At 69.5% G+C, this 17,990-nt stretch carries 16 protein-coding genes and 1 pseudogene; 8 read left to right on the top strand and 9 right to left on the bottom strand.

Annotation, left to right across the window (positions count from 1 at the left end):
* Nucleotides 1-340, top strand: a pseudogene (locus TSO352_RS30535) (hypothetical protein); the annotation flags it as partial.
* A gap of 71 nt (nucleotides 341-411) precedes the next feature.
* On the opposite strand, the gene TSO352_RS30540 reads toward TSO352_RS30535, so the two are convergent.
* The gene (locus TSO352_RS30540) at nucleotides 412-1,539 is read right to left on the bottom strand and encodes an aldose epimerase family protein (RefSeq protein WP_247872550.1); all 1,128 of its coding nucleotides are present in this window, start codon (nucleotides 1,537-1,539) and stop codon (nucleotides 412-414) included.
* A 294-nt stretch (nucleotides 1,540-1,833) separates the two neighbouring features.
* Between TSO352_RS30540 and pyrC the strand changes: the two genes are divergently transcribed.
* Nucleotides 1,834-2,889: a dihydroorotase gene (gene pyrC, locus TSO352_RS30545; protein ID WP_109111053.1), complete on the top strand. Its 1,056-nt coding sequence runs from the start codon at nucleotides 1,834-1,836 to the stop codon at nucleotides 2,887-2,889.
* A gap of 66 nt (nucleotides 2,890-2,955) precedes the next feature.
* Here pyrC and TSO352_RS30550 read toward each other — a convergent pair whose 3' ends face one another.
* On the bottom strand, nucleotides 2,956-3,894 hold the full coding sequence (locus TSO352_RS30550; RefSeq protein ID WP_109111054.1) for an alpha/beta hydrolase: 939 nt from the start codon (nucleotides 3,892-3,894) through the stop codon (nucleotides 2,956-2,958).
* A gap of 210 nt (nucleotides 3,895-4,104) precedes the next feature.
* Nucleotides 4,105-5,694 (bottom strand): exodeoxyribonuclease VII large subunit, encoded by a 1,590-nt coding sequence (gene xseA, locus TSO352_RS30555; protein WP_109111448.1) that lies wholly within the window; start codon nucleotides 5,692-5,694, stop codon nucleotides 4,105-4,107.
* A gap of 73 nt (nucleotides 5,695-5,767) precedes the next feature.
* Between xseA and purD the strand changes: the two genes are divergently transcribed.
* Nucleotides 5,768-7,054, top strand: coding sequence for a phosphoribosylamine--glycine ligase (gene purD / locus TSO352_RS30560; RefSeq protein ID WP_109111055.1), 1,287 nt, complete (start codon nucleotides 5,768-5,770; stop codon nucleotides 7,052-7,054).
* Between the two features lie 25 nt (nucleotides 7,055-7,079).
* On the opposite strand, the gene TSO352_RS30565 is transcribed toward purD, so the two are convergent.
* The 3 genes from TSO352_RS30565 to TSO352_RS30575 all read right to left on the bottom strand — a co-directional run bounded on the left by TSO352_RS30565 (nucleotide 7,080) and on the right by TSO352_RS30575 (nucleotide 10,113).
* A complete protein-coding gene (locus TSO352_RS30565; RefSeq protein ID WP_109111056.1) occupies nucleotides 7,080-7,718 on the bottom strand; it encodes a hypothetical protein in 639 nt (212 codons plus the stop codon).
* 174 nt (nucleotides 7,719-7,892) lie between these two features.
* On the bottom strand, nucleotides 7,893-9,398 hold the full coding sequence (locus TSO352_RS30570; RefSeq protein ID WP_109111057.1) for a PAS domain-containing protein: 1,506 nt from the start codon (nucleotides 9,396-9,398) through the stop codon (nucleotides 7,893-7,895).
* Nucleotides 9,399-9,660: 262 nt separating this feature from the next.
* Nucleotides 9,661-10,113 carry a nucleoside deaminase gene (locus TSO352_RS30575; protein WP_109111058.1) on the bottom strand — a complete coding sequence of 151 codons (453 nt, stop codon included), beginning with the start codon at nucleotides 10,111-10,113 and terminating at the stop codon, nucleotides 9,661-9,663.
* Nucleotides 10,114-10,218: 105 nt separating this feature from the next.
* Here TSO352_RS30575 and TSO352_RS30580 point away from each other — a divergent pair, with 105 nt between their 5' ends.
* From TSO352_RS30580 to oxlT, 3 genes are all read left to right on the top strand, one after another.
* Nucleotides 10,219-11,787 (top strand): pseudouridine synthase, encoded by a 1,569-nt coding sequence (locus TSO352_RS30580; RefSeq protein WP_109111059.1) that lies wholly within the window; start codon nucleotides 10,219-10,221, stop codon nucleotides 11,785-11,787.
* Nucleotides 11,747-12,328 carry a 16S rRNA (guanine(966)-N(2))-methyltransferase RsmD gene (rsmD, locus tag TSO352_RS30585; protein ID WP_247872551.1) on the top strand — a complete coding sequence of 194 codons (582 nt, stop codon included), beginning with the start codon at nucleotides 11,747-11,749 and terminating at the stop codon, nucleotides 12,326-12,328. The genes TSO352_RS30580 and rsmD overlap by 41 nt, the downstream gene beginning before the upstream one ends.
* A gap of 647 nt (nucleotides 12,329-12,975) precedes the next feature.
* Nucleotides 12,976-14,331: an oxalate/formate MFS antiporter gene (gene oxlT / locus TSO352_RS30590; protein ID WP_109111060.1), complete on the top strand. Its 1,356-nt coding sequence runs from the start codon at nucleotides 12,976-12,978 to the stop codon at nucleotides 14,329-14,331.
* A 67-nt stretch (nucleotides 14,332-14,398) separates the two neighbouring features.
* On the opposite strand, the gene TSO352_RS30595 is transcribed toward oxlT, so the two are convergent.
* Nucleotides 14,399-14,590 carry a hypothetical protein gene (locus TSO352_RS30595; protein WP_109111061.1) on the bottom strand — a complete coding sequence of 64 codons (192 nt, stop codon included), beginning with the start codon at nucleotides 14,588-14,590 and terminating at the stop codon, nucleotides 14,399-14,401.
* Nucleotides 14,591-14,863: 273 nt separating this feature from the next.
* On the opposite strand from TSO352_RS30595, the gene TSO352_RS30600 reads away from it, so the two are divergent.
* Entirely contained in the window at nucleotides 14,864-16,543 is a 1,680-nt protein-coding gene (locus TSO352_RS30600; RefSeq protein ID WP_109111062.1) for an alpha-amylase family protein, read from the top strand.
* On the opposite strand, the gene TSO352_RS30605 is transcribed toward TSO352_RS30600, so the two are convergent.
* Complete coding sequence (locus tag TSO352_RS30605) at nucleotides 16,540-16,974, bottom strand: helix-turn-helix domain-containing protein (RefSeq protein ID WP_109111063.1); 435 nt, start codon at nucleotides 16,972-16,974, stop codon at nucleotides 16,540-16,542. The genes TSO352_RS30600 and TSO352_RS30605 overlap by 4 nt on opposite strands.
* A gap of 133 nt (nucleotides 16,975-17,107) precedes the next feature.
* Between TSO352_RS30605 and TSO352_RS30610 the strand changes: the two genes are divergently transcribed.
* Nucleotides 17,108-17,719, top strand: a complete 612-nt coding sequence (locus tag TSO352_RS30610) for an NAD(P)-dependent oxidoreductase (RefSeq protein WP_109111064.1) — start codon at nucleotides 17,108-17,110, stop codon at nucleotides 17,717-17,719.
* A gap of 43 nt (nucleotides 17,720-17,762) precedes the next feature.
* On the opposite strand, the gene TSO352_RS30615 is transcribed toward TSO352_RS30610, so the two are convergent.
* A complete protein-coding gene (locus TSO352_RS30615) occupies nucleotides 17,763-17,957 on the bottom strand; it encodes a CstA-like transporter-associated (seleno)protein (protein WP_109111065.1) in 195 nt (64 codons plus the stop codon).
* Between the last annotated feature and the right edge of the window lie 33 nt (nucleotides 17,958-17,990).

Consider the following 17,990-nt stretch of genomic DNA (forward strand, 5'->3'; position numbering starts at 1 on the left):
CAGCAAATCCACCGTCAAGACGGAGACCCACAGCCAGACCGCGCCCACCCACAAGCAGGTCGCGGCCACCCCGAAGGCCGAGGTGACCAAGGCGCAGGCCGACGCCGTCGCCAAGGAGCTGGGCACCAAGCCGAGCGAGAGCCTGACCGTCCAGTTGGGCAAGTACCATGAGCAGCTCGTCGCCGCGCACGCGCTGAAGGACGGCGCCGCCCGCGACAAGGCGGTGACCGAGGCCCGCCAGCAGCTGACCGCGGTCGCCGGCAAGCCGGTGACGACGGAGCAGGCCGCCAAGATCGACGGCATCCTGGGCGTGAAGGCCGCGCCGGCCACCGTTCAGTAACACAACCCTCCACCGCCGCATCCCCACCCGCCCACGCCGGCCGGCGGGCGGGGATGCGGACGGGGCGGGACTCAGTTCTGGGTCAGGAACTTGAAGACGATCTTACCGCTGTAGGTCTCACCCGGCCGCAGGACGGGCGACGGGAAGTTCGCCTTGTTCGGCGCGTCCGGGAACACCTGCGGCTCCAGGCAGAACGCCTCCTGCAGGCCGTAGAGATGGCCGCCCTTGCCCTGGTCCTTCGGCACGGCGCCGGCCAGGAAGTTGCCCGAATAGAACTGGATGCCCGGCTGCGTGCCGTAGACCTCCAGCACCCGGCCGGACACCGGCTCGACCACCCGGGCCATCAGGCCATATTCGCCCGGCTTCTTGTCGATGACGAAGTTGTGGTCGTAGCCCTTCACGAAGCCCAGCTGGTCGTAGCTGGAGGTGATGCGCGCGCCGACCGCCTGCGGGCTGGTGAAGTCCAGCGGCGTGTCCTTGACCGGGCGGATCTCGCCGGTCGTGATCAGGGTGCTGTCGACCGGCGTGAAGGACTTGGCGTTGACCTGCAACTGGTGGCCGAGGATGGAGCCGTTGCCTTCGCCCGCCAGATTGAAGAAGACATGGCTGGTGAAGTTGACGATCGTCGGCTTGTCGGTGGTCGCGTCGAACGCGATGTCCAGCGCGTTGTCGTCGGTCACCTTGTAGACGACGCGGGACGGCACCGTTCCGGGATAGCCCTCCTCGCCGTCCTTGTAGGTGTAGGTCATCTCGACCGTCTGCGGGTCGATCTGCTTGGCGTCGAAGACGACGAAGCGGCTGCCCTTCTTGCCGCCGTGCAGGCTGTTCGGGCCATCGTTCAGGCTGGCCTGGTAGGGCTGCCCGTCGATGGCGAACTTGCCGCCGCCGATGCGGTTGGCGTAGCGGCCGATGAAGGACCCCATCGACGGCTGTCCGGTCAGCACCTGATCGATGCCGTCATAGCCCAGCGCCACGTCGCCGAGCGTGCCGTTGCGGTCGGGGACGAGGATTTGTTCGACCTTGGCGCCGTAGTTGGTGATCTTGACCACCATCCCCTTGGCGTTGGTCAGGGTGTAGAGGTCGACCTGCTTGCCATCGATCTCCTTCTGGAAATTCTCCCGTTTCAGGTCGACGGGGCCGGCCGCCTCGGCGGACGCCGCCAGGGCGCCGGTCGACACGCCGACCAGAAGCAGAAACACACCACGCGTCCATTTCCTCATGATGCAACCCTTGTTTCGTTGCTTGACTGCGGCTCGCGCCCCTCATGCGCACAGGGATGCGTTTGAGGGCGCAATTAACATACTAGTATATTAATAAGTCTCAACAAGGTCATTCGGGGGAGGCGCGGCGGCAGGACGCTTTTGTCGCAGCCCCCTGCGTCGTCCCGGCCCTCGGGCGGCCCGGTGCTGTTGAGATGCGGCGGCGATGGCGATAGAACGTCGTTCAGCCATTCCACCGTCATCGCCCCACCGCCATCGCCGGGATCCCTCGCCATGCCGAACGACCGTCTTGTCATCCGCCGTCCCGACGACTGGCACGTCCACCTGCGCGACGGCGCCATGCTGAAGGCGGTGCTGCCTTTCACCGCCCGCCAGTTCGGCCGCGCCATCGTGATGCCGAACCTGAAGCCGCCGGTGACGCACGCCGCCGACGCCGTCGCCTACCGCGACCGCATCCTGGCGGCGCTGCCGGACGGCGTCGCCTTCACCCCGCTGATGACCGCCTACCTGACCGACGGCACCGACGCCGACGATCTGGCCCGCGGGTTCGAGGATGGAGTGTTCGCCGCGGCGAAGCTCTACCCGGCCAACGCCACCACCAACAGCGCCCACGGGGTCACCGACGTCGCCCGCATCGCCCCGGTGCTGGAGCGGATGGCCGAGATCGGCATGCCGCTGCTGATCCATGGCGAGGTGACCGATCCGTCCGTCGACATCTTCGACCGCGAGGCGGTGTTCATCGACCGCATCCTGGCGCCGCTGCTCGACCGTCACCCCAGCCTGCGCGTCGTGCTGGAGCATGTGACGACCTCCGACGCGGTGCAGTTCGTCCGCGCCCACGCCGGCAGCGGCCGCATCGGCGCCACCATCACCGCGCACCATCTGCTGATCAACCGCAGCCACATCTTCCAGGGCGGCATCCGCCCGCACCTCTACTGCCTGCCGATCGCCAAGCGCGAGACGCACCGCGTGGCGCTGGTCGAGGCCGCGACCTCGGGCGAGGGGCCGTTCTTCCTCGGCACCGACACCGCCCCGCACACCGTGACCGCCAAGGAGGCCGCCTGCGGCTGCGCCGGCTGCTTCACCGCCGCCAACGCGCTGGAACTCTACGCCGAAGCCTTCGACGAGGCCGGCGCGCTCGACCGGCTGGAGGCCTTCGCCAGCCTGAACGGCCCGCGCTTCTACGGCATGCCCGCCAACGAGGAGCGCGTCGCGCTGGAACGCCGCCCGTCGGTGACGCCCGACGTCCTGCTGGTCAGCGAGGGCGACGCCGTGCTGCCCTTCCGCAGCGGCGAAACCCTGCGCTGGAGCTTCGCCGGGGTGGTGTGACGGCCGGGCGGGGCGGGAAGGCCCGGGCGGGGGTGCGTCCCGCCGCCCGGAGCCTGTCGCGAACGGTCAGGGCAGCATCTTGATCGAGTTCATCCAGGCCAGCAGCAGGTCCGGCCATTGCGCTGCCGGCAGGCCGGCCGCAAAGCGCAGCGAGAAGCCGTGCCCGCCCTGGCGGAAGATGTGCAGCTCCGCCGGGACGCCGGCCTTGCGCAGCGCGTCGTAGAAGGCCAGCGAGTTGGCGACCGGCACGTCGGCGTCGTCGTTGGCGTGGAAGATGAACGCCTGCGGCGTCGCGGCCGTCACCTGCCGCTCGGTCGAATAGGCGGCGATCGTCTCCGGCGACGGCGTGTCGCCGATCAGCTCCTGGCGCGAGATGGCGTGCGTGAAGCGCTCGTCCATCGTGATGACCGGATAGCCGAGCGCCAGGAAGTCCGGACGGGCGGAAAGCTGATCGGCCGCGTCCACCGGCTCATACACCTTGCGCTCGTACCCGGTGGCCAGTTGCGAGGCGACATGGCCGCCGGCCGAGAAGCCGAGCACCCCGATGCGCGCCGGGTCCAACCCCCAGTCCGCGGCGTTGGCACGGATCAGGCGCAGCGCCCGCTGGGCGTCCATCAGCGGCGCGTCGGTGGCCTGGGCCTTGCCCGGCAGCCGGTAGGCCAGCCGGAAGACGGTTACCCCCGCATCGGTGAAGCGCGGCGCGATCTCGTCCGCCTCCTTGTCGAGCACGACGCGCTGGTAGGCGCCGCCCGGCGTCACCAGCAGGGCGGTGCCGTTCGGTTTCGCCGGCCGGTAGACCAGCAGCGACGGCTGGGTGATCGCCAGCAGGGCGCGATCCTTGATCGCCGGGTCCTTGCTGCGCTCCAGCACCTGCTGCGGCATCGGGAAGCTTGCCGAACCGGGCGGCCCCTTCGGCCACAGGGTGAGTTCCTGCAGATTTTCGAGCGACGCGGCCGACGCGGTGGCCGACAGCGCGGCCAATGCGGTCGCAGCGCCGACGAGCATGAGGGCAGTGGACCGGACGAGACGCCGGTAGAGACCTGCGAAACCCTGCATTCTTGAACACTCCCGATGCGCGGCCGTCCTTCATGTCCACCAAAGGCGGCCAGCCTTTATCGTTCCACCGAAGCGTCGGCGTACTAATATATTAGCGTCGGGAAGCGCTGCTCTGGCAATGGGGCAAAATGGCTTGGCCGATGGGAGGGGGGCTCGCGGTCAGAACAAACTCCCCTGCACCGGAACCACCCGCGGCTTCTTCTTCTCCGGCTTGGCCTCCGCCTTGGGCGCGCCGCCGTCGATGGTCGCCGCCACCTTGGCGTCGTCGGCGAAGACGAGGTTGACCTCCAGGCCCGGCGTCGCCTGGTCGGGGCGGGTGATCGGCCGGCCGGCGCGGTCCTCGACCAGGGCGAAGCCGCGGGCCAGCACGCCCTTGTAGCTGTAGCTCTCCAGCAGTTGGCCGAGCGACGCCAGTTTCGCCACCTTGTCGGCCACGCCCTTGGCGAAGCTGCGGTCGAGGCGCGGCGTCAGGTCGGCGAGCCGGCGGGCGCCCTCGTCCAGCTTCACCCGCGCCGGGGCCAGCGACAGCCGGCCGGCCACCCGGTCGAACCGCCCGCCGGCCATCGACAGCGCGTGGCGCAAGCCTGAGTCGAGGGCGCGGCTTTCCGACGCCAGCCGCTGCCCGGCCTGGGCCAGCTTCTCGCGCGGGTGGCGCAGCTTGGCCGACAGCTCGCCGACGCGGGTGCGGCGCCGCTCCACCAGGGCGGATGCTGCGAGGTTCAGCCGTTCGGCGCGATCGTCCAGCCGCTGGGCGTGGCCTTCCAGCAGGGCGCGGGGGTCGCCCAGGCCGCGCGCCAGCCCTTCCACCCGGTTGCGGCGGTCGTCCACCGCGCGGGAGGCGCAGGCCAGCAGCCGGCGTTCGTCGTCGAGGATCTGGGCCAGCAGCTCGGCGCGCACCGGCACCGCCATTTCCGCCGCGGCGGTCGGGGTGGGCGCGCGCAGGTCGGACGCGAAGTCGATCAGCGTGGTGTCGGTCTCGTGGCCGACGGCGGAGATCAGCGGGATGGCGCTGGCCGCCGCGGCGCGGACGACGTTTTCCTCGTTGAAGGCCATCAGGTCCTCCAGCGAGCCGCCGCCGCGGGCGACGATGATCAGGTCGGGGCGCGGCACCGGACCGCCGGGCTGGATGCGGTTGAAGCCCTCGACCGCCGCCGTCACCTCGGCCGCCGCGCGCTCGCCCTGGACGGCGACCGGCCACAGCAGGACATGGCGAGGGAAACGGTCGTTCAGCCGGTGCAGGATGTCGCGGATGACCGCGCCGGTGGGCGAGGTGACGACGCCGATGACGTCGGGCAGGAAGGGGATGCGCTTCTTGCGGGCGGGGTCGAACAGCCCCTCCGCCGCCAGCCGGCGCTTGCGCTCCTCCAGCATCTTCAGGAGGGCGCCTTCGCCGGCCAGCTCCATCGACTCGATGATCAGCTGGTATTGCGAGCGGCCGGGGTAGGTGGTCATGCGGCCGTTGACGATGACCTCCAGCCCCTCTTCCGGGCGGACCGCCAGCTTGGCGGCGGTGCCGCGCCAGCACACCGCCTCGATCACCGCGGTGTCGTCCTTCAGCCGCAGATAGATGTGGCCGGAGCTGTGCTTCTTCGGCTGGCTGATCTCGCCGCGGACGCGGACGAAGCCGAACTCGTCCTCGATGCTGCGCTTCAGCCGGCGGGCGAGGTCGCCGACGGTGAATTCCGGCAGGTTGGACCCGGGCCGCGGTTCCGGGGCGATCAGGGGCAGGGAGTCGGTGTCGGAGGTCATGGCGCTCTTGAGTTGGGGCGCCGCCATGATACAAGGCGCGCTGTCGGCAACAAGGCGGAAGGAGCGCCATCCCATGAAAGTCCTCGTCGTCGGATCGGGCGGTCGGGAGCACGCGCTCTGCTGGGCCATCTCCAACTCGCCGCTGTGCGACGCGCTCTATTGCGCGCCTGGCAACGCCGGCATCGCCGACGTCGCCACGCTGGTCCCCATCGGGTCGGACGACGTCGACGCGCTGGTGCGCTTCGTCCAGGACAGCGCCATCGACTTCGTCGTCGTCGGTCCGGAAGGCCCGCTGGTGCTGGGGCTGGTCGACCGGCTGGCCGCGCTGGGCGTCAAGGCCTTCGGCCCGAGCGCGGCGGCGGCGGAGTTGGAAGGCTCCAAGGGCTTCATGAAGGACATCCTGGCGAAATACGGGGTGCCGACCGCCTTCTACGAGCGCTTCAAGGATCCCGACGCCGCCAAGGCCTATGTCCGCAAGCACGGCGCGCCCATCGTGGTGAAGGCCGACGGGCTGGCCGCCGGCAAGGGCGTCACCGTCGCCCGCACCGAGCAGGAGGCGTTCGAGGCGATCGACGACGCGCTGGTCGGCGGCCGCTTCGGCGCCGCCGGTGCGGAAGTGGTGGTGGAAGAGTTCCTGGACGGCGAGGAGGTCAGCTTCTTCGCGCTGTGCGACGGCGAGAACGCGCTGCCGATGGCGTCGGCCCAGGACCACAAGGCGGTCGGCGACGGCGACACCGGCCCCAACACCGGCGGCATGGGCGCCTATTCCCCGGCCCCGGTGCTGACCCCCGACCTGCAGGAACGCGTGATGCGCGAGATCATCCTGCCGACGGTCAAGGGCATGGCGGCGGAGGGCAAGCCCTTCAAGGGCGTGCTGTTCGCCGGCCTGATGATCATGCCGACGCCGGACGGCCCGGTGCCGAAGACACTGGAGTTCAACGTCCGCTTCGGCGACCCGGAATGCCAGACGCTGATGATGCGGCTGAAGTCCGACGCGCTGGCGGCGCTGGTCGCGGCGGCCGACGGCGTGCTGGACAGCATCGACCTGCGCTGGCACGACCAGACCGCGTTGTGCGTGGTGATGGCGGCCAACGGCTACCCCGGCGACTACGCCAAGAACACCGAGATCCGCGGGCTGGAGGCGGCCGGCGCCGTCGATGGCGTGACCGTTTTCCACGCCGGCACCAAGCGGGCCGAGGACGGCCGGGTGCTGTCGGTCGGCGGCCGCGTGCTGGGCGTGACGGCGCTGGCCCCGACGGTGGCCGAGGCGCAGGCGGCGGCGTACAAGGCGGTGGACGCGCTGGACTGGCCGGACGGCTTCTGCCGCCGCGACATCGGCTGGCGGGCGGTGGGACGCTGACGCGCCCCGTTTCGCGGCGGCGGGCTCAAACCCCGCCGGTCGGCAGCCCGAGGATGCGGTCCACCCGCGCCACCACCGGCGCGGTCAGCGGCTTGTTGGCCACGGTGGCGAGATCGGCGCGGGCCGCATTGATGGCATAGGCGCGGGTGACCGGATCGCTGATCGTCAGCGCCTGCCGCATGGCGGCGTCGTAGGCCGCGATCTTGCCGACCATGGAGGCCGGGGCGGCGTTCGCCAGCGCCGTGGTCGATGCATGGGCCGCGTTCAGATTGCCCAGTTCGCGCGCCACGGCGTTGGTCTTGGTCGCGGAGATGTGGGACGGCTGAGCGCTGGCCGCCGCACGCTCCTGCGCCGCGTGGGCCTGCGCCGCGTGGGCCTGCGCCGCGCGGGCCTTCGCGGCCTGGGTCGCATCGTCGCCCTGGCTGGCGTCGGTGGCCGTGCTGCCCGGCGCGTGGCTGGAGCTTTGCGAATGGCCGGCGCTGTTGCCACCGCTGTTGCCGCCACCGTGTCCGCCGCCATTCCCCCCACCATTTCCGCCACCGTTTCCACCCCCGCCGCGGGCGAACGCGACGGACGGCGCGAACCCGCCGAGCGGATCGGTGGTTGCGGCGGTGAAGACAAGGCCCAAGGCCAGCAGCAGGCTTGCGGAACGGCGGTTCGTCATCGGTCTCTCCCTCACGCCTGGGGCTTCCACCCCTATCGATTGGTGCAAACAAGCGCGAGCGTGACTTTAGTCCCCGGTCGGCAGGGCCGGCCATGGGGGCATCGGTGACAAAAATGGGGCCTGGGCCGACTGGAGGGAGGGGGGAGCGACGCACGCCCCCCTCCCGGCTTCGTCTCAGGCGCGCAGCCGCTCCGACGCGCTGGCGATGTTCTGCGACACCACCTCGATGTCACGCACCACGCGGGTGACGCTGTGGGCGATTTCCTTGGTGGCCGATTCCTGCTGCGACACCGCCGCGGCGATCGTGGTCGAGATCTGCTGAACGTCGGAGACGATCGCGCCGATGCGGCGGATCGCGTCGACCGCATGCAGCGCCTCCTGCTGGACGGCGGCGATTTGCGCTGCGATGTCGTCGGCGGCGCTGCCGCTCTGCTGGGCCAGCGACTTCACCTCGTTCGCCACCACGGCGAAGCCGCGGCCCGCCTCGCCGGCGCGGGCCGCTTCGATGGTCGCGTTCAGCGCCAGCAGGTTGGTCTGCGACGCGATGCTGTTGATCAGCTTGGTGATGGCGCCGATGCGCTCGGCCGAGGTGACCAGCGCCTCCACCGCGGTGTTGGTGCGCGTGGCCTCTTCCGACGCCTTCAGCGAGGCGCCCGACGCTTCGTTGGCGCGGTTGCTGATGTCGGAGATCGAGGCCGACAACTCCTCGGTCGCGGCGGCGACGGTCTGCGCGTTGGTGATGGCGCGGTCGGCGGCGGTGCCGACCTCGCCCTTTAGCGCTTCGGCGAGGCCGGCGACGGTGCGGCGGCGCTCGCCATCCGTGTCCACTTGGCGCAATTCGGCCGATTTCTGCGCGTCCACGTCGATCAGCGAACCGCAGGCGCGCAACGCGAGGCCGTTGGCATCACGGGCGACGCCACCGATGGCACGGAACCAGTGATAGGCACCGTTTTTCGTCTTCAGCCGGTAATCGACGTCGTAGCCGGTGCGGCCGCTGCGGTCGTTCAGGCAGGCCATGAAGGCATCGAAGGTCCGCTTGGCGTCGTCGGGATGCAGCCGGTCGGCCCAGGAGCCGACCAGATCCGGGAAGCCGGCCTTGTCGTCGCGGTCGAAACCGGCGAGGCGGCGGAACTCCGGCGACCAGTGCCAGCGGCTCTGCGCGTGCATCGGATCGCCGTTGTGGAAGACGGCGTCCCACAGCCCGACACCGGCGTGGCGGTCGAGCAGCTTGGCGCGTTCCAGTTCGTTTCGTTCGGCATCGATGTCGATCAGCGAGCCGCAGGCGCGCAGCGCCCGACCGCTGGCGTCGCGGGCGACGCCGCCGATGGCGCGGAACCAGCGGTAGCTGCCGTCCTTCACCTTGAGCCGGTAGTTGACGTCATAGCCGGTGCGGCCGCTGCGGTCGTTCAGGCAGGCCATGAAGGCGTCGAAGGTCGGCTTGGCGTCGTCCGGGTGCAGCCGGTCGGCCCAGGAGCCGACCAGATCCGGGAAGCCGGCCTTGTCGTCGCGGTCGAAGCCGACGAGACGGCGGAACTCCGGCGACCAATGCCAGCGGCTCTGCGCGTGCATCGGATCGCCGTTGTGAATGACCGCATCCCACAGCCCGACGCCCGCATGGCGGCCCAGCAGCGCCAATTCCTCGGCGGCGTGATTGTCTTGCGGCTTGCGGAACGACAGCATCCTCAACTCCTGGAAGCGGGAAGGGAAAACGGGAGGGGTTGAGGGCCACTTTGCATATTCGGGCTGAACAAACAATTAATACAGCTGATCTTATGCACACGATACTATTTCCGGATTTGCGCCGGCTCCGGATGGTGTTTGGCGTTCCTGCGCCATTGTCAGCTGGCGTCGGTATTAATTTAATTTCCCGGCAGTTAAACGAATATTTCTCGTTGTCTGACGGGAGCGGCGAACAGGACCGGCCATGCGGCGTGCGGCCCGACTATCGCCGCTCCCTGAAGAAGCTCCGCAGCAGCGCCCCCGCCCGCGTCTCGTCGATGCCGCTGTAGACCTCCGGCGCGTGGTGGCAGGTGGCTTGGCCGAAGAAGCGGGGGCCGTGGTCCACCGCGCCGCCCTTGGGGTCGTAGGCACCGTAATAGACCCGGCGGAGGCGGGCGAAGCTGATCGCGGCGGCGCACAGCGCGCAGGGCTCCAGCGTCACATACAGGTCGCAGCCGGGCAGGCGCGGCTGGCCTCGGGCGGCGCAGGCGGCGCGGATCGCCAGCAGTTCGGCGTGGGCCGAGGGGTCGCAGAGTTCCTCCGTCCGGTTGCCGGCAGTGGCCAGCACGGACCCGGTGGCGGGGTCGACGATGACGGCGCCGACCGGCACCTCGCCGCGGGCGGCGGCGGCCTCGGCGGCGGCGAAGGCGAGGTCCATGTAGCGGGGGGAGGGCATGGCCGGGCAAGGTGCCAACCGCAGATCGGCCGCGTCAACCGGATTCCGGCGCCTTTCCGCGGGACTCGTGTTGCGGGCGGCGCCTCCAGGCCCTATGGTCCGGCCATGGACCGCTCCGATACCGTCAAGACTTCCAAATCCGATTCCGATTCCGCCGCCGGCTCCGCCGGCGATGGCGGGGAACGCATCGCCAAACGGCTGGCGCGCGCCGGGCTCTGCTCGCGCCGCGACGCCGAACGCTGGATCGCCGAGGGCCGCGTCGCGGTCAACAGCCGCACGCTGGACAGCCCGGCCTGCGTGGTGCACCCCGGCGACATCGTGCAGGTCGACGGCAAGGTCATCCCGGAGCCGGAGCCGGCCCGCCTGTGGCGCTATTACAAGCCGTCGGGCCTCGTCACCACCGCGCGTGACGAGAAGGGGCGCGAGACCGTCTTCGACCGGCTGCCGCCGGAGCTGCCGCGCGTGGTCTCGATCGGCCGTCTCGATCTGACGACCGAAGGGCTGCTGCTGCTGACCAACGACGGCGAGCTGGCCCGTTTCCTGGAGCTGCCGGCCACCGGCTGGACCCGCCGCTACCGCGTGCGCGTGTTCGGTGAGGTCGACGAGGTCCAGCTGGCCGCGCTGCGCAAGGGCCCGACCATCGACGGCGTGAAGTACGGCCCGATCGAGGCGGTGCTCGACCGCATCCAGGGTCGCAACGCCTGGCTGACGGTCAGCCTGAAGGAAGGCAAGAACCGCGAGATCCGCAAGGTGATGGAGGCGTTCGGCCTTCAGGTGAACCGGCTGATCCGCGTCGCCTACGGTCCCTTCCAGCTCGGCAAGCTCGAAGAGGGCGCCGTCGAGGAGGTGCCGAAGCGCGTCGTCCGCGAACAGATCGCCCCCTTCTTCGGCACGCCCGAGGGCGCCGAACCCACTGAATCCGGCAGCAAGCAGCGGGCCAAGGCGCGCGCCGAGGCTGTGGCCGCGGCGGCGCCCGCCAAGACCGCCCCCGTCGCCGGGGCACGGCCCGGGGCCAAGGCATCGACCAAAATGGCGGCCAAACCGGCGGCCGAGGCCGAGACCACCCGGGGTGGGCCGAAGCGCGCCCCGCGCTCCGCCACCAAGCGGCACGAGGTCGAGGCCGCCCGCGAGGCGGAAGCGAAGCCGGCCCGCCGTCGCGCGACGCTGTCCCTGGGGGCCCCCGGGGCGAAGCCCGGCCGTTCCGGCAAGCCGGATGGCCGTTTCGAGGGCCGCGATTCGGCGGGACCGGAGGGCCGCGGCGCCAAGACCGTGTTCGGCAAGCCGGCCGGCGCCAAGTCGTCCGCGGGGAAACCCGACGGCGCGCCGGCACCGCGCGGCCAGAAGCCCGGTCGTCCGGGCAAGGCGTCCGCTTCGGAGGCGCAGCCTGAGTCCGGCCGCGGCTCGCGGCCCGGCCGCGGGGCGGCTTCGGACACGGCGTCCGAAACCGGCCGAGGCTCGCGTCCCGGCAAGGCGTTCGGTGCGGGCAAGCCGGCCGAGTCCGGCAAACCGGCGGGTCCGGGGCGGCACGCCGGCTCCGGCAAGCCGTCTGGTCCCGGCAAGCCCACTGGCCCCGGCAAGCCGTCCGGCCCCGGCAAATCGGGCGGTGCCGGCGGCAAGCCGGATGGACGGCTGAATGGTCGGACGGAGCGCCCGCGTGCGGATCGTCGGCGGTAGGCACCGCGGCCGCGGTCTGGTCGCGCCGAGCGGGCGCGACACCCGGCCGACCACCGACCGCACCCGCCAAGCCATCTTCAACATCCTGGCCCACGCCGAGTGGGCGCCCGAGTTCGAGGGCGCCGCGGTCGTCGACGCCTTCTGCGGCACCGGCGCCCTGGGGCTGGAGGCGCTGTCGCGCGGCGCGTCCTGGTGCGGCTTCCTCGATTTGGGCCGGCCGGCGCTGGACGCCGTGCGGGCCAATCTCGCCGCGTTGAACGAGACGGACAACGCCGCCGTGCTGCGCGCCGACGCGACCAAGCCGCCGCCGGCGCCGCGCCCCTGCACGCTCGCCTTCCTCGACCCGCCTTACGGCCAGGATCTGGCGCCCCGCGCGCTGGGGGGGCTGATGAAGGCCGGCTGGCTCGCCGACGGCGCGCTCGCGGTGGTCGAGGTCGCCGACCGCGATCCCTTGCCCCTGCCGGCCGGGATGACCCTGGTCGATGAACGGCGCTACGGCGACACCCGCGTCGCCTTCCTGACGGTCGCCCGTCCCGGCTGAGCACCGCGCGCCGGTCGGTCGCGGTGGGGTCGCGCGCGCCGCTTTCAATCCCCCGAGTTCCATTTTTTCCGTCCGTCGCCGCCAGGGCGTTGGTGCCCGTTCCCTTGCGCTCCAAGGGGCACGGCCTTGTTTTTCCACCATACGGAAAGACCAAACGGACTGTTGAGTTCCAAAACAATCAGAGCAAATGATGGTGCGTCGCCGATGCGGTTCCAGTTGGAAACGGCGGCATCTTTCTATCTCCTTTGACTGCACACCCTCGTTCGAGGGGGCCGTGCAGGTACCGGCACGGCTTCTTTTTGCAGAACGTCTGTCAAAGCGGATGTCGGGGCACAGGACAAGTGTGAACCGGATATCCATGAGAGCGTGATCGTCAGTTTTTACTTGGTCAGTTGGTTCGTCTGCGGCGTCGATCCGCTTCGCGGGGTCTTTCTGCGCCCGTCTTTGGCATACCAGATTACATATCTGGCATTCCTAAACCGGGACAATCGGACTCCGGACGATTGTCGGCATCCGCGCCTCAGTTCCGGAATGGAACCGTCGGAAAGAACGCGTCCATCCGGTCTGTCCGCATTCGTGATTGGTGCGCCGGCGCCCGGGATCGGGCGTCGCGGCCACCGGCTCTGGCAAGCTCAATGGGAGGCACGATGGCACACTCGACTTCACAACCGGCGGCATCGGGGGCGCCGATTTCCGACGGCGCCCGCTGGATGCAGATCGTCATCGGCATCGTCTGCATGGTGGCGGCGGCCAACATCCAGTATGCCTGGACGCTGTTCGTCCCGGAAATCCAGGCGACGCACAACTGGACGCGCGCGTCGATCCAGACCGCCTTCACCATCTTCGTCGTCGTGCAGACCTGGCTGACGCCGATCGAAGGCTATTTCATCGACAAGTACGGCCCCAAGGTGATCGTTGGCGCCGGCGGCTTCTTCACCGGCCTGTCCTGGATCGTCGACAGCTACGCCGGCTCGCTCAGCATGCTGTATGTCGGCTCGGCCATCGGCGGCGTCGGCGTCGGCTGCGTCTATGCCACCTGCGTCAACAACGCGCTGAAATGGTTCCCGGAAAAGCGCGGTCTGGCGGTCGGCCTGACGGCGGGCGGCTATGGCGCCGGCTCGGCCCTGACCATCCTGCCGATCTCGGCGATGATCCACAGCAGCGGCTACCAGACGACCTTCTTCTGGTTCGGCCTGTTGCAGGGCGCCATCATCATGGCCGCCGCGATGTTCCTGCGCATGCCGCAGAAGGAGCAGGTGAAGGCGTCGACCAAGGTCGCGCAGACCCGCCGCGACTACACCCTGGCGGAGGCGCTGCGCACCCCGGTGTTCTGGGTGATGTGGGCGATGTTCATCGGCACCGTCACCGGCGGCCTGATGGCGGTGGCCCAGCTCGGCGTCATCGCCCATGACCTGGGCGTGAAGGAGGCCCCGGTCAGCGTGCTGGGCCTGACCATGGCGGCGCTGCCCTTCGCCCTGATGCTGGACCGTGTGATGAACGGCATCTCGCGTCCGCTGTTCGGCTTCATCTCCGACCACATCGGCCGCGAGGCGACGATGTTCGTCGCCTTCACCCTGGAAGGGCTGGGCATCATCATGCTGAGCCGCTTCGGCCACGACCCGATGATGTTCCTGATCCTCAGCGGCATGGTCTTCCTGGCCTGGGGCGAGGTCTACAGCCTGTTCAGCGCCACCTCGGCCGACACCTTCGGCACCAAGCACGCCGGCAAGATCTATGGCGTCCTCTATTGCGCCAAGGGCGTCGCCGCGCTGCTGGTGCCGATGGGCAACCTGCTGATGGAGGCGACGGGGACCTGGGCGACGGTGCTGTACGTCACCGCGACCATGGACCTGACGGCGGCGGCCTGCGCGCTGCTGGTGCTGAAGCCGATGCTGGCCCGCCACCACGCCCGCAACGCCGAACTGGCCCGCAACGCCGAGCAGGACGAGGCGCCGCGGACCGTTCCGGTGGGCGTCCAGGCGGCCGGCACCGCCAACGGCTGAGGCTGGTCCGGCGGACCGGCGATGGGGACCGGCGGACCGGGGCGGGAGGGCGCCCCGGTCCGTTGTCCTATTCGAGCCAGAACGGCCGCTCTTCGCCCTTGGCGCTTTGCTGGAAGCGGTCGGAGGAGAACGCATCATCCTCCGTCTCGTCCGTCTCCGGCGGGGTGGCCGGGTTCGATCCGCGCCCGCTGGCCATGTAGACGGCGTGGCCGATCATGCCGGTCAGCGCCAGGAACAGAAGGGCTTGGGTGTCGATCATGACCGGTCTCCGCTGACGGCGTGGGGCAGGGGGCGTGGGGGAACGCCATGCTCCCGCTATGCTGTGATGCAACATAATGCGGCTGGCATGCCCGCACAAAAAGTTTTGCATGCCAGATACCGTAAGGCGGCCATGCGCCGCACCCCCGGGATGCTATGCCGATGGGCCAGCACCTCCATGCAACGAAAGGGGCCTTGCCGCTGTTCCACGCGGTGCCGGCGCTGGTGCCGGCCAGCCCGGTCGGGCATTCACAGCGGGGACGGAGCGGCGCGCATGATCCGGGATCTCTGGTACAAGAACGCGGTCATCTACAACCTGTCGCTCTCCACCTTCATGGACGCGAACGGCGACGGCGTCGGCGATTTCCAGGGGCTGCTGCGCCGGCTGGACTATCTGCACGGGCTGGGGGTGACCTGCCTGTGGCTGGGACCGTTCCAGACCTCGCCGATGAAGGACGACGGCTATGACGTTGCCGATTACTACAACGTCGATCCGCGCTATGGCACGCTCGGCGACTTCGTCGAGTTCACCCACGCCTGCGAACAGCGCGGCATCCGGGTCATCATCGATCTGGTGATCAACCACACCTCCGACGAGCATCCCTGGTTCCAGGCGGCGCGGAAGGACCCGGCCGGCAAACACCGCGACTGGTATGTCTGGTCCGACAAGAAGCCGGAGAACGCCGACCAGGGCATGGTCTTCCCCGGTGTGCAGAAATCGACCTGGACCTATGACCGCGAGGCGCGGGCCTGGTACTTCCACCGCTTCTACAAGTTCCAGCCCGACCTGAACACCGCCCACCCGGAAGTCCACGCCGAACTGCTGAAGATCATGGGCTTCTGGATCCAGCTGGGCGTCGCCGGCTTCCGCATGGACGCGGTGCCCTTCATCATCTCCAAAAAGGGGGCGGACGTCACCAAGCCGACCGAGCAGTTCGGCATGCTGCGCAGCTTCCGCGAGTTCGTGCAGTGGCGCCGCGGCGACGCCGTGCTGCTGGCGGAGGCCAACATCCTGCCGGAAGACGATCTGGAGTATTTCGGCGAAGACGGCGACCGCTGCCACATGATGTTCAACTTCCAGGTCAACCAGCACCTGTTCTACGCGCTGGCGACCTCCGACACCGCGCCGCTGACCAAGGCGTTGGAGGTGACCAAGCCGCGCCCGGCCACCGCGCAGTGGGGCAGCTTCCTGCGCAACCACGACGAACTCGACCTCGGCCGCCTGACGGACGAACAGCGTCAGGCGGTGTTTGCCGCCTTTGGTCCGGACAAGACGATGCAGCTCTACGACCGCGGCATCCGGCGGCGGCTGGCGCCGATGCTGCACGGCGACCGGCGGCGGCTGGAGCTGGCCTACAGCCTGATGTTCACGCTGCCCGGCACCCCGGTGATCCGCTATGGCGATGAGATCGGCATGGGCGACGACCTGTCCGTGCCGGAGCGCAACTGCGCCCGCACGCCGATGCAATGGTCGGACGAGCCGCAGGGCGGCTTCACCAAGTCCGACGACCCGATCCTGCCGGTGATCAGCGGCGGTGTCTTCGGCTATGAACGGATCAACGCCGCCCGCCAGCGCCGCGACCCCGAATCGATGCTGAACTGGACCGAGCGCATCATCCGCATGCGCAAGGAATGCCCGGAAATCGGTTGGGGCGACTTCCGCGTCCTGAAGACCGGCCGGCCGGAGGTGCTGGCGATGCGCTACGACTGGCGCAACAACGGCGTCGTCGTGCTGCACAACCTGTCGGACAAGCCCTGCGAGATCACCCTGGATGTCGACGGCAACGGCGAGTCGTGCCGGCTGGTCAACCTGCTGTCGGAAGACCACAGCGAACCCGATGACAAGGGCCGCCACCGTCTGGTGCTGGAGGCCTATGGCTACCGCTGGTTCCGTGTCGGCGGGCTGGATTACCTGCTGCGGCGGACGGAAGGCGATATGAAGCCGAAAGGCTAGGCGGCGTCCAGCCGGGCCGGCGCGTTGCCGTCGGCCCGCTCATGGGCCTCATCGTGGGCGGCGTCATAGGCGGCGCGTGCCTGCAACATCCGCTCGACATGGGTTTCCGCCCAGACGCGCAGGGGGACCAGCGTCTGCGCCAGCGTGGCGCCCAGAGGCGTGACGGCGTATTCGACCGTCACCGGCACGGTGGCGAAGACCTTGCGGGTGACCAGCCCGTCGCGCTCCAGGCTTTTCAGCGTCTGCGACAGCATCTTCTGCGAGATGCCGGCGATCTCCCGCCGCAACTGGTTGAACCGCATCGGCCCGGTTTCGACCAGAAGACCGAGGATCAGCACCGTCCACTTGTCGGCGATCCGGTCCAGCGCCTGCCGGGTCGGACAGGTCGCGGCGTAGGCGTCCCAGTCTTTGGCCATGCTGTCCCGGTCCATGCGCTTCGATCTCCTTCTGCCGACAGCCGCCGGTTACGCGGTGGTGACCATGTAACGGAAAGGTGCCTTCTTTACACCAGATTCCCAACCCGGCATCAAGTTACCATCAGATACCAACCGGGAGCGCATCACCATGAACATCGCCATCATCGGCGCCGCCGGCCGCGCCGGCAGCCGCATCCAGGCCGAACTGGTCCGCCGCGGCCACCATGTGACCGCCATCGTTCGCGACCCGGCCAAGGTCGCCGCCACCCCCGGCGTCACCGTCAAGGCCGGCGACGCCAACGACGGCGCGACGCTGGCCCCGCTGCTGGCCGGCCACGACGCGGTGGTCAGCGCCGTCATGTTCCTGATGAGCGACGTCGAGACGCTGGTCGGCGCGGTGAAGCGGGCCGGCGTGCCGCGCTACCTCGTGGTCGGCGGCGCCGGCAGCCTGGAGGTCGCCCCCGGCGTCCGCGTGCTCGACACCCCGCAGTTCCCCGAGGCCTACAAGGCCGAGGCGACCAAGGGCGCCGAGTTCCTCGCCCGCCTGAAGACTGAGCCCGACCTGAACTGGACCTTCCTGTCCCCCTCGGCCGAGTTCGTGCTGGGCGCGCGCACCGGCGTGTTCCGCCTGGGCACCGACAGCCTGCTGGTGGACGGCGCCGGGCGGAGCTGGATCAGCTACGAGGATTTCGCGGTGGCGCTGGCCGACGAGATCGAAACGCCGGCGCACGAGCGCCAGCGCTTCACCGTGGGCTACTGAGGCAGGGGGCCGGAGCGCGACCCCCGCTCGTGATCGCAAGCCGTCAGCAGCAGCCGGCCTTTCCGGCGCCGTAACGCGCTTCCAGCCGGTTGTCGAGAAACTCGCGGTAGGTCATCACCGGCTGGTCGGGGTGCTGGACCCGCATGTGCTCGACGTAGGTGTCGTAATCGGGCACCCCGACCATGAGCTTGGCGGTCTGCTCGAAATATCCGCGGAACCGGCTGAGATTGCTTTTCATCCTCTCCATGAGGCGGTCTCCCGGACGGCGGTT

The organism is Azospirillum sp. TSO35-2 (genome assembly GCF_003116095.1).
Taxonomy (GTDB): domain Bacteria; phylum Pseudomonadota; class Alphaproteobacteria; order Azospirillales; family Azospirillaceae; genus Azospirillum.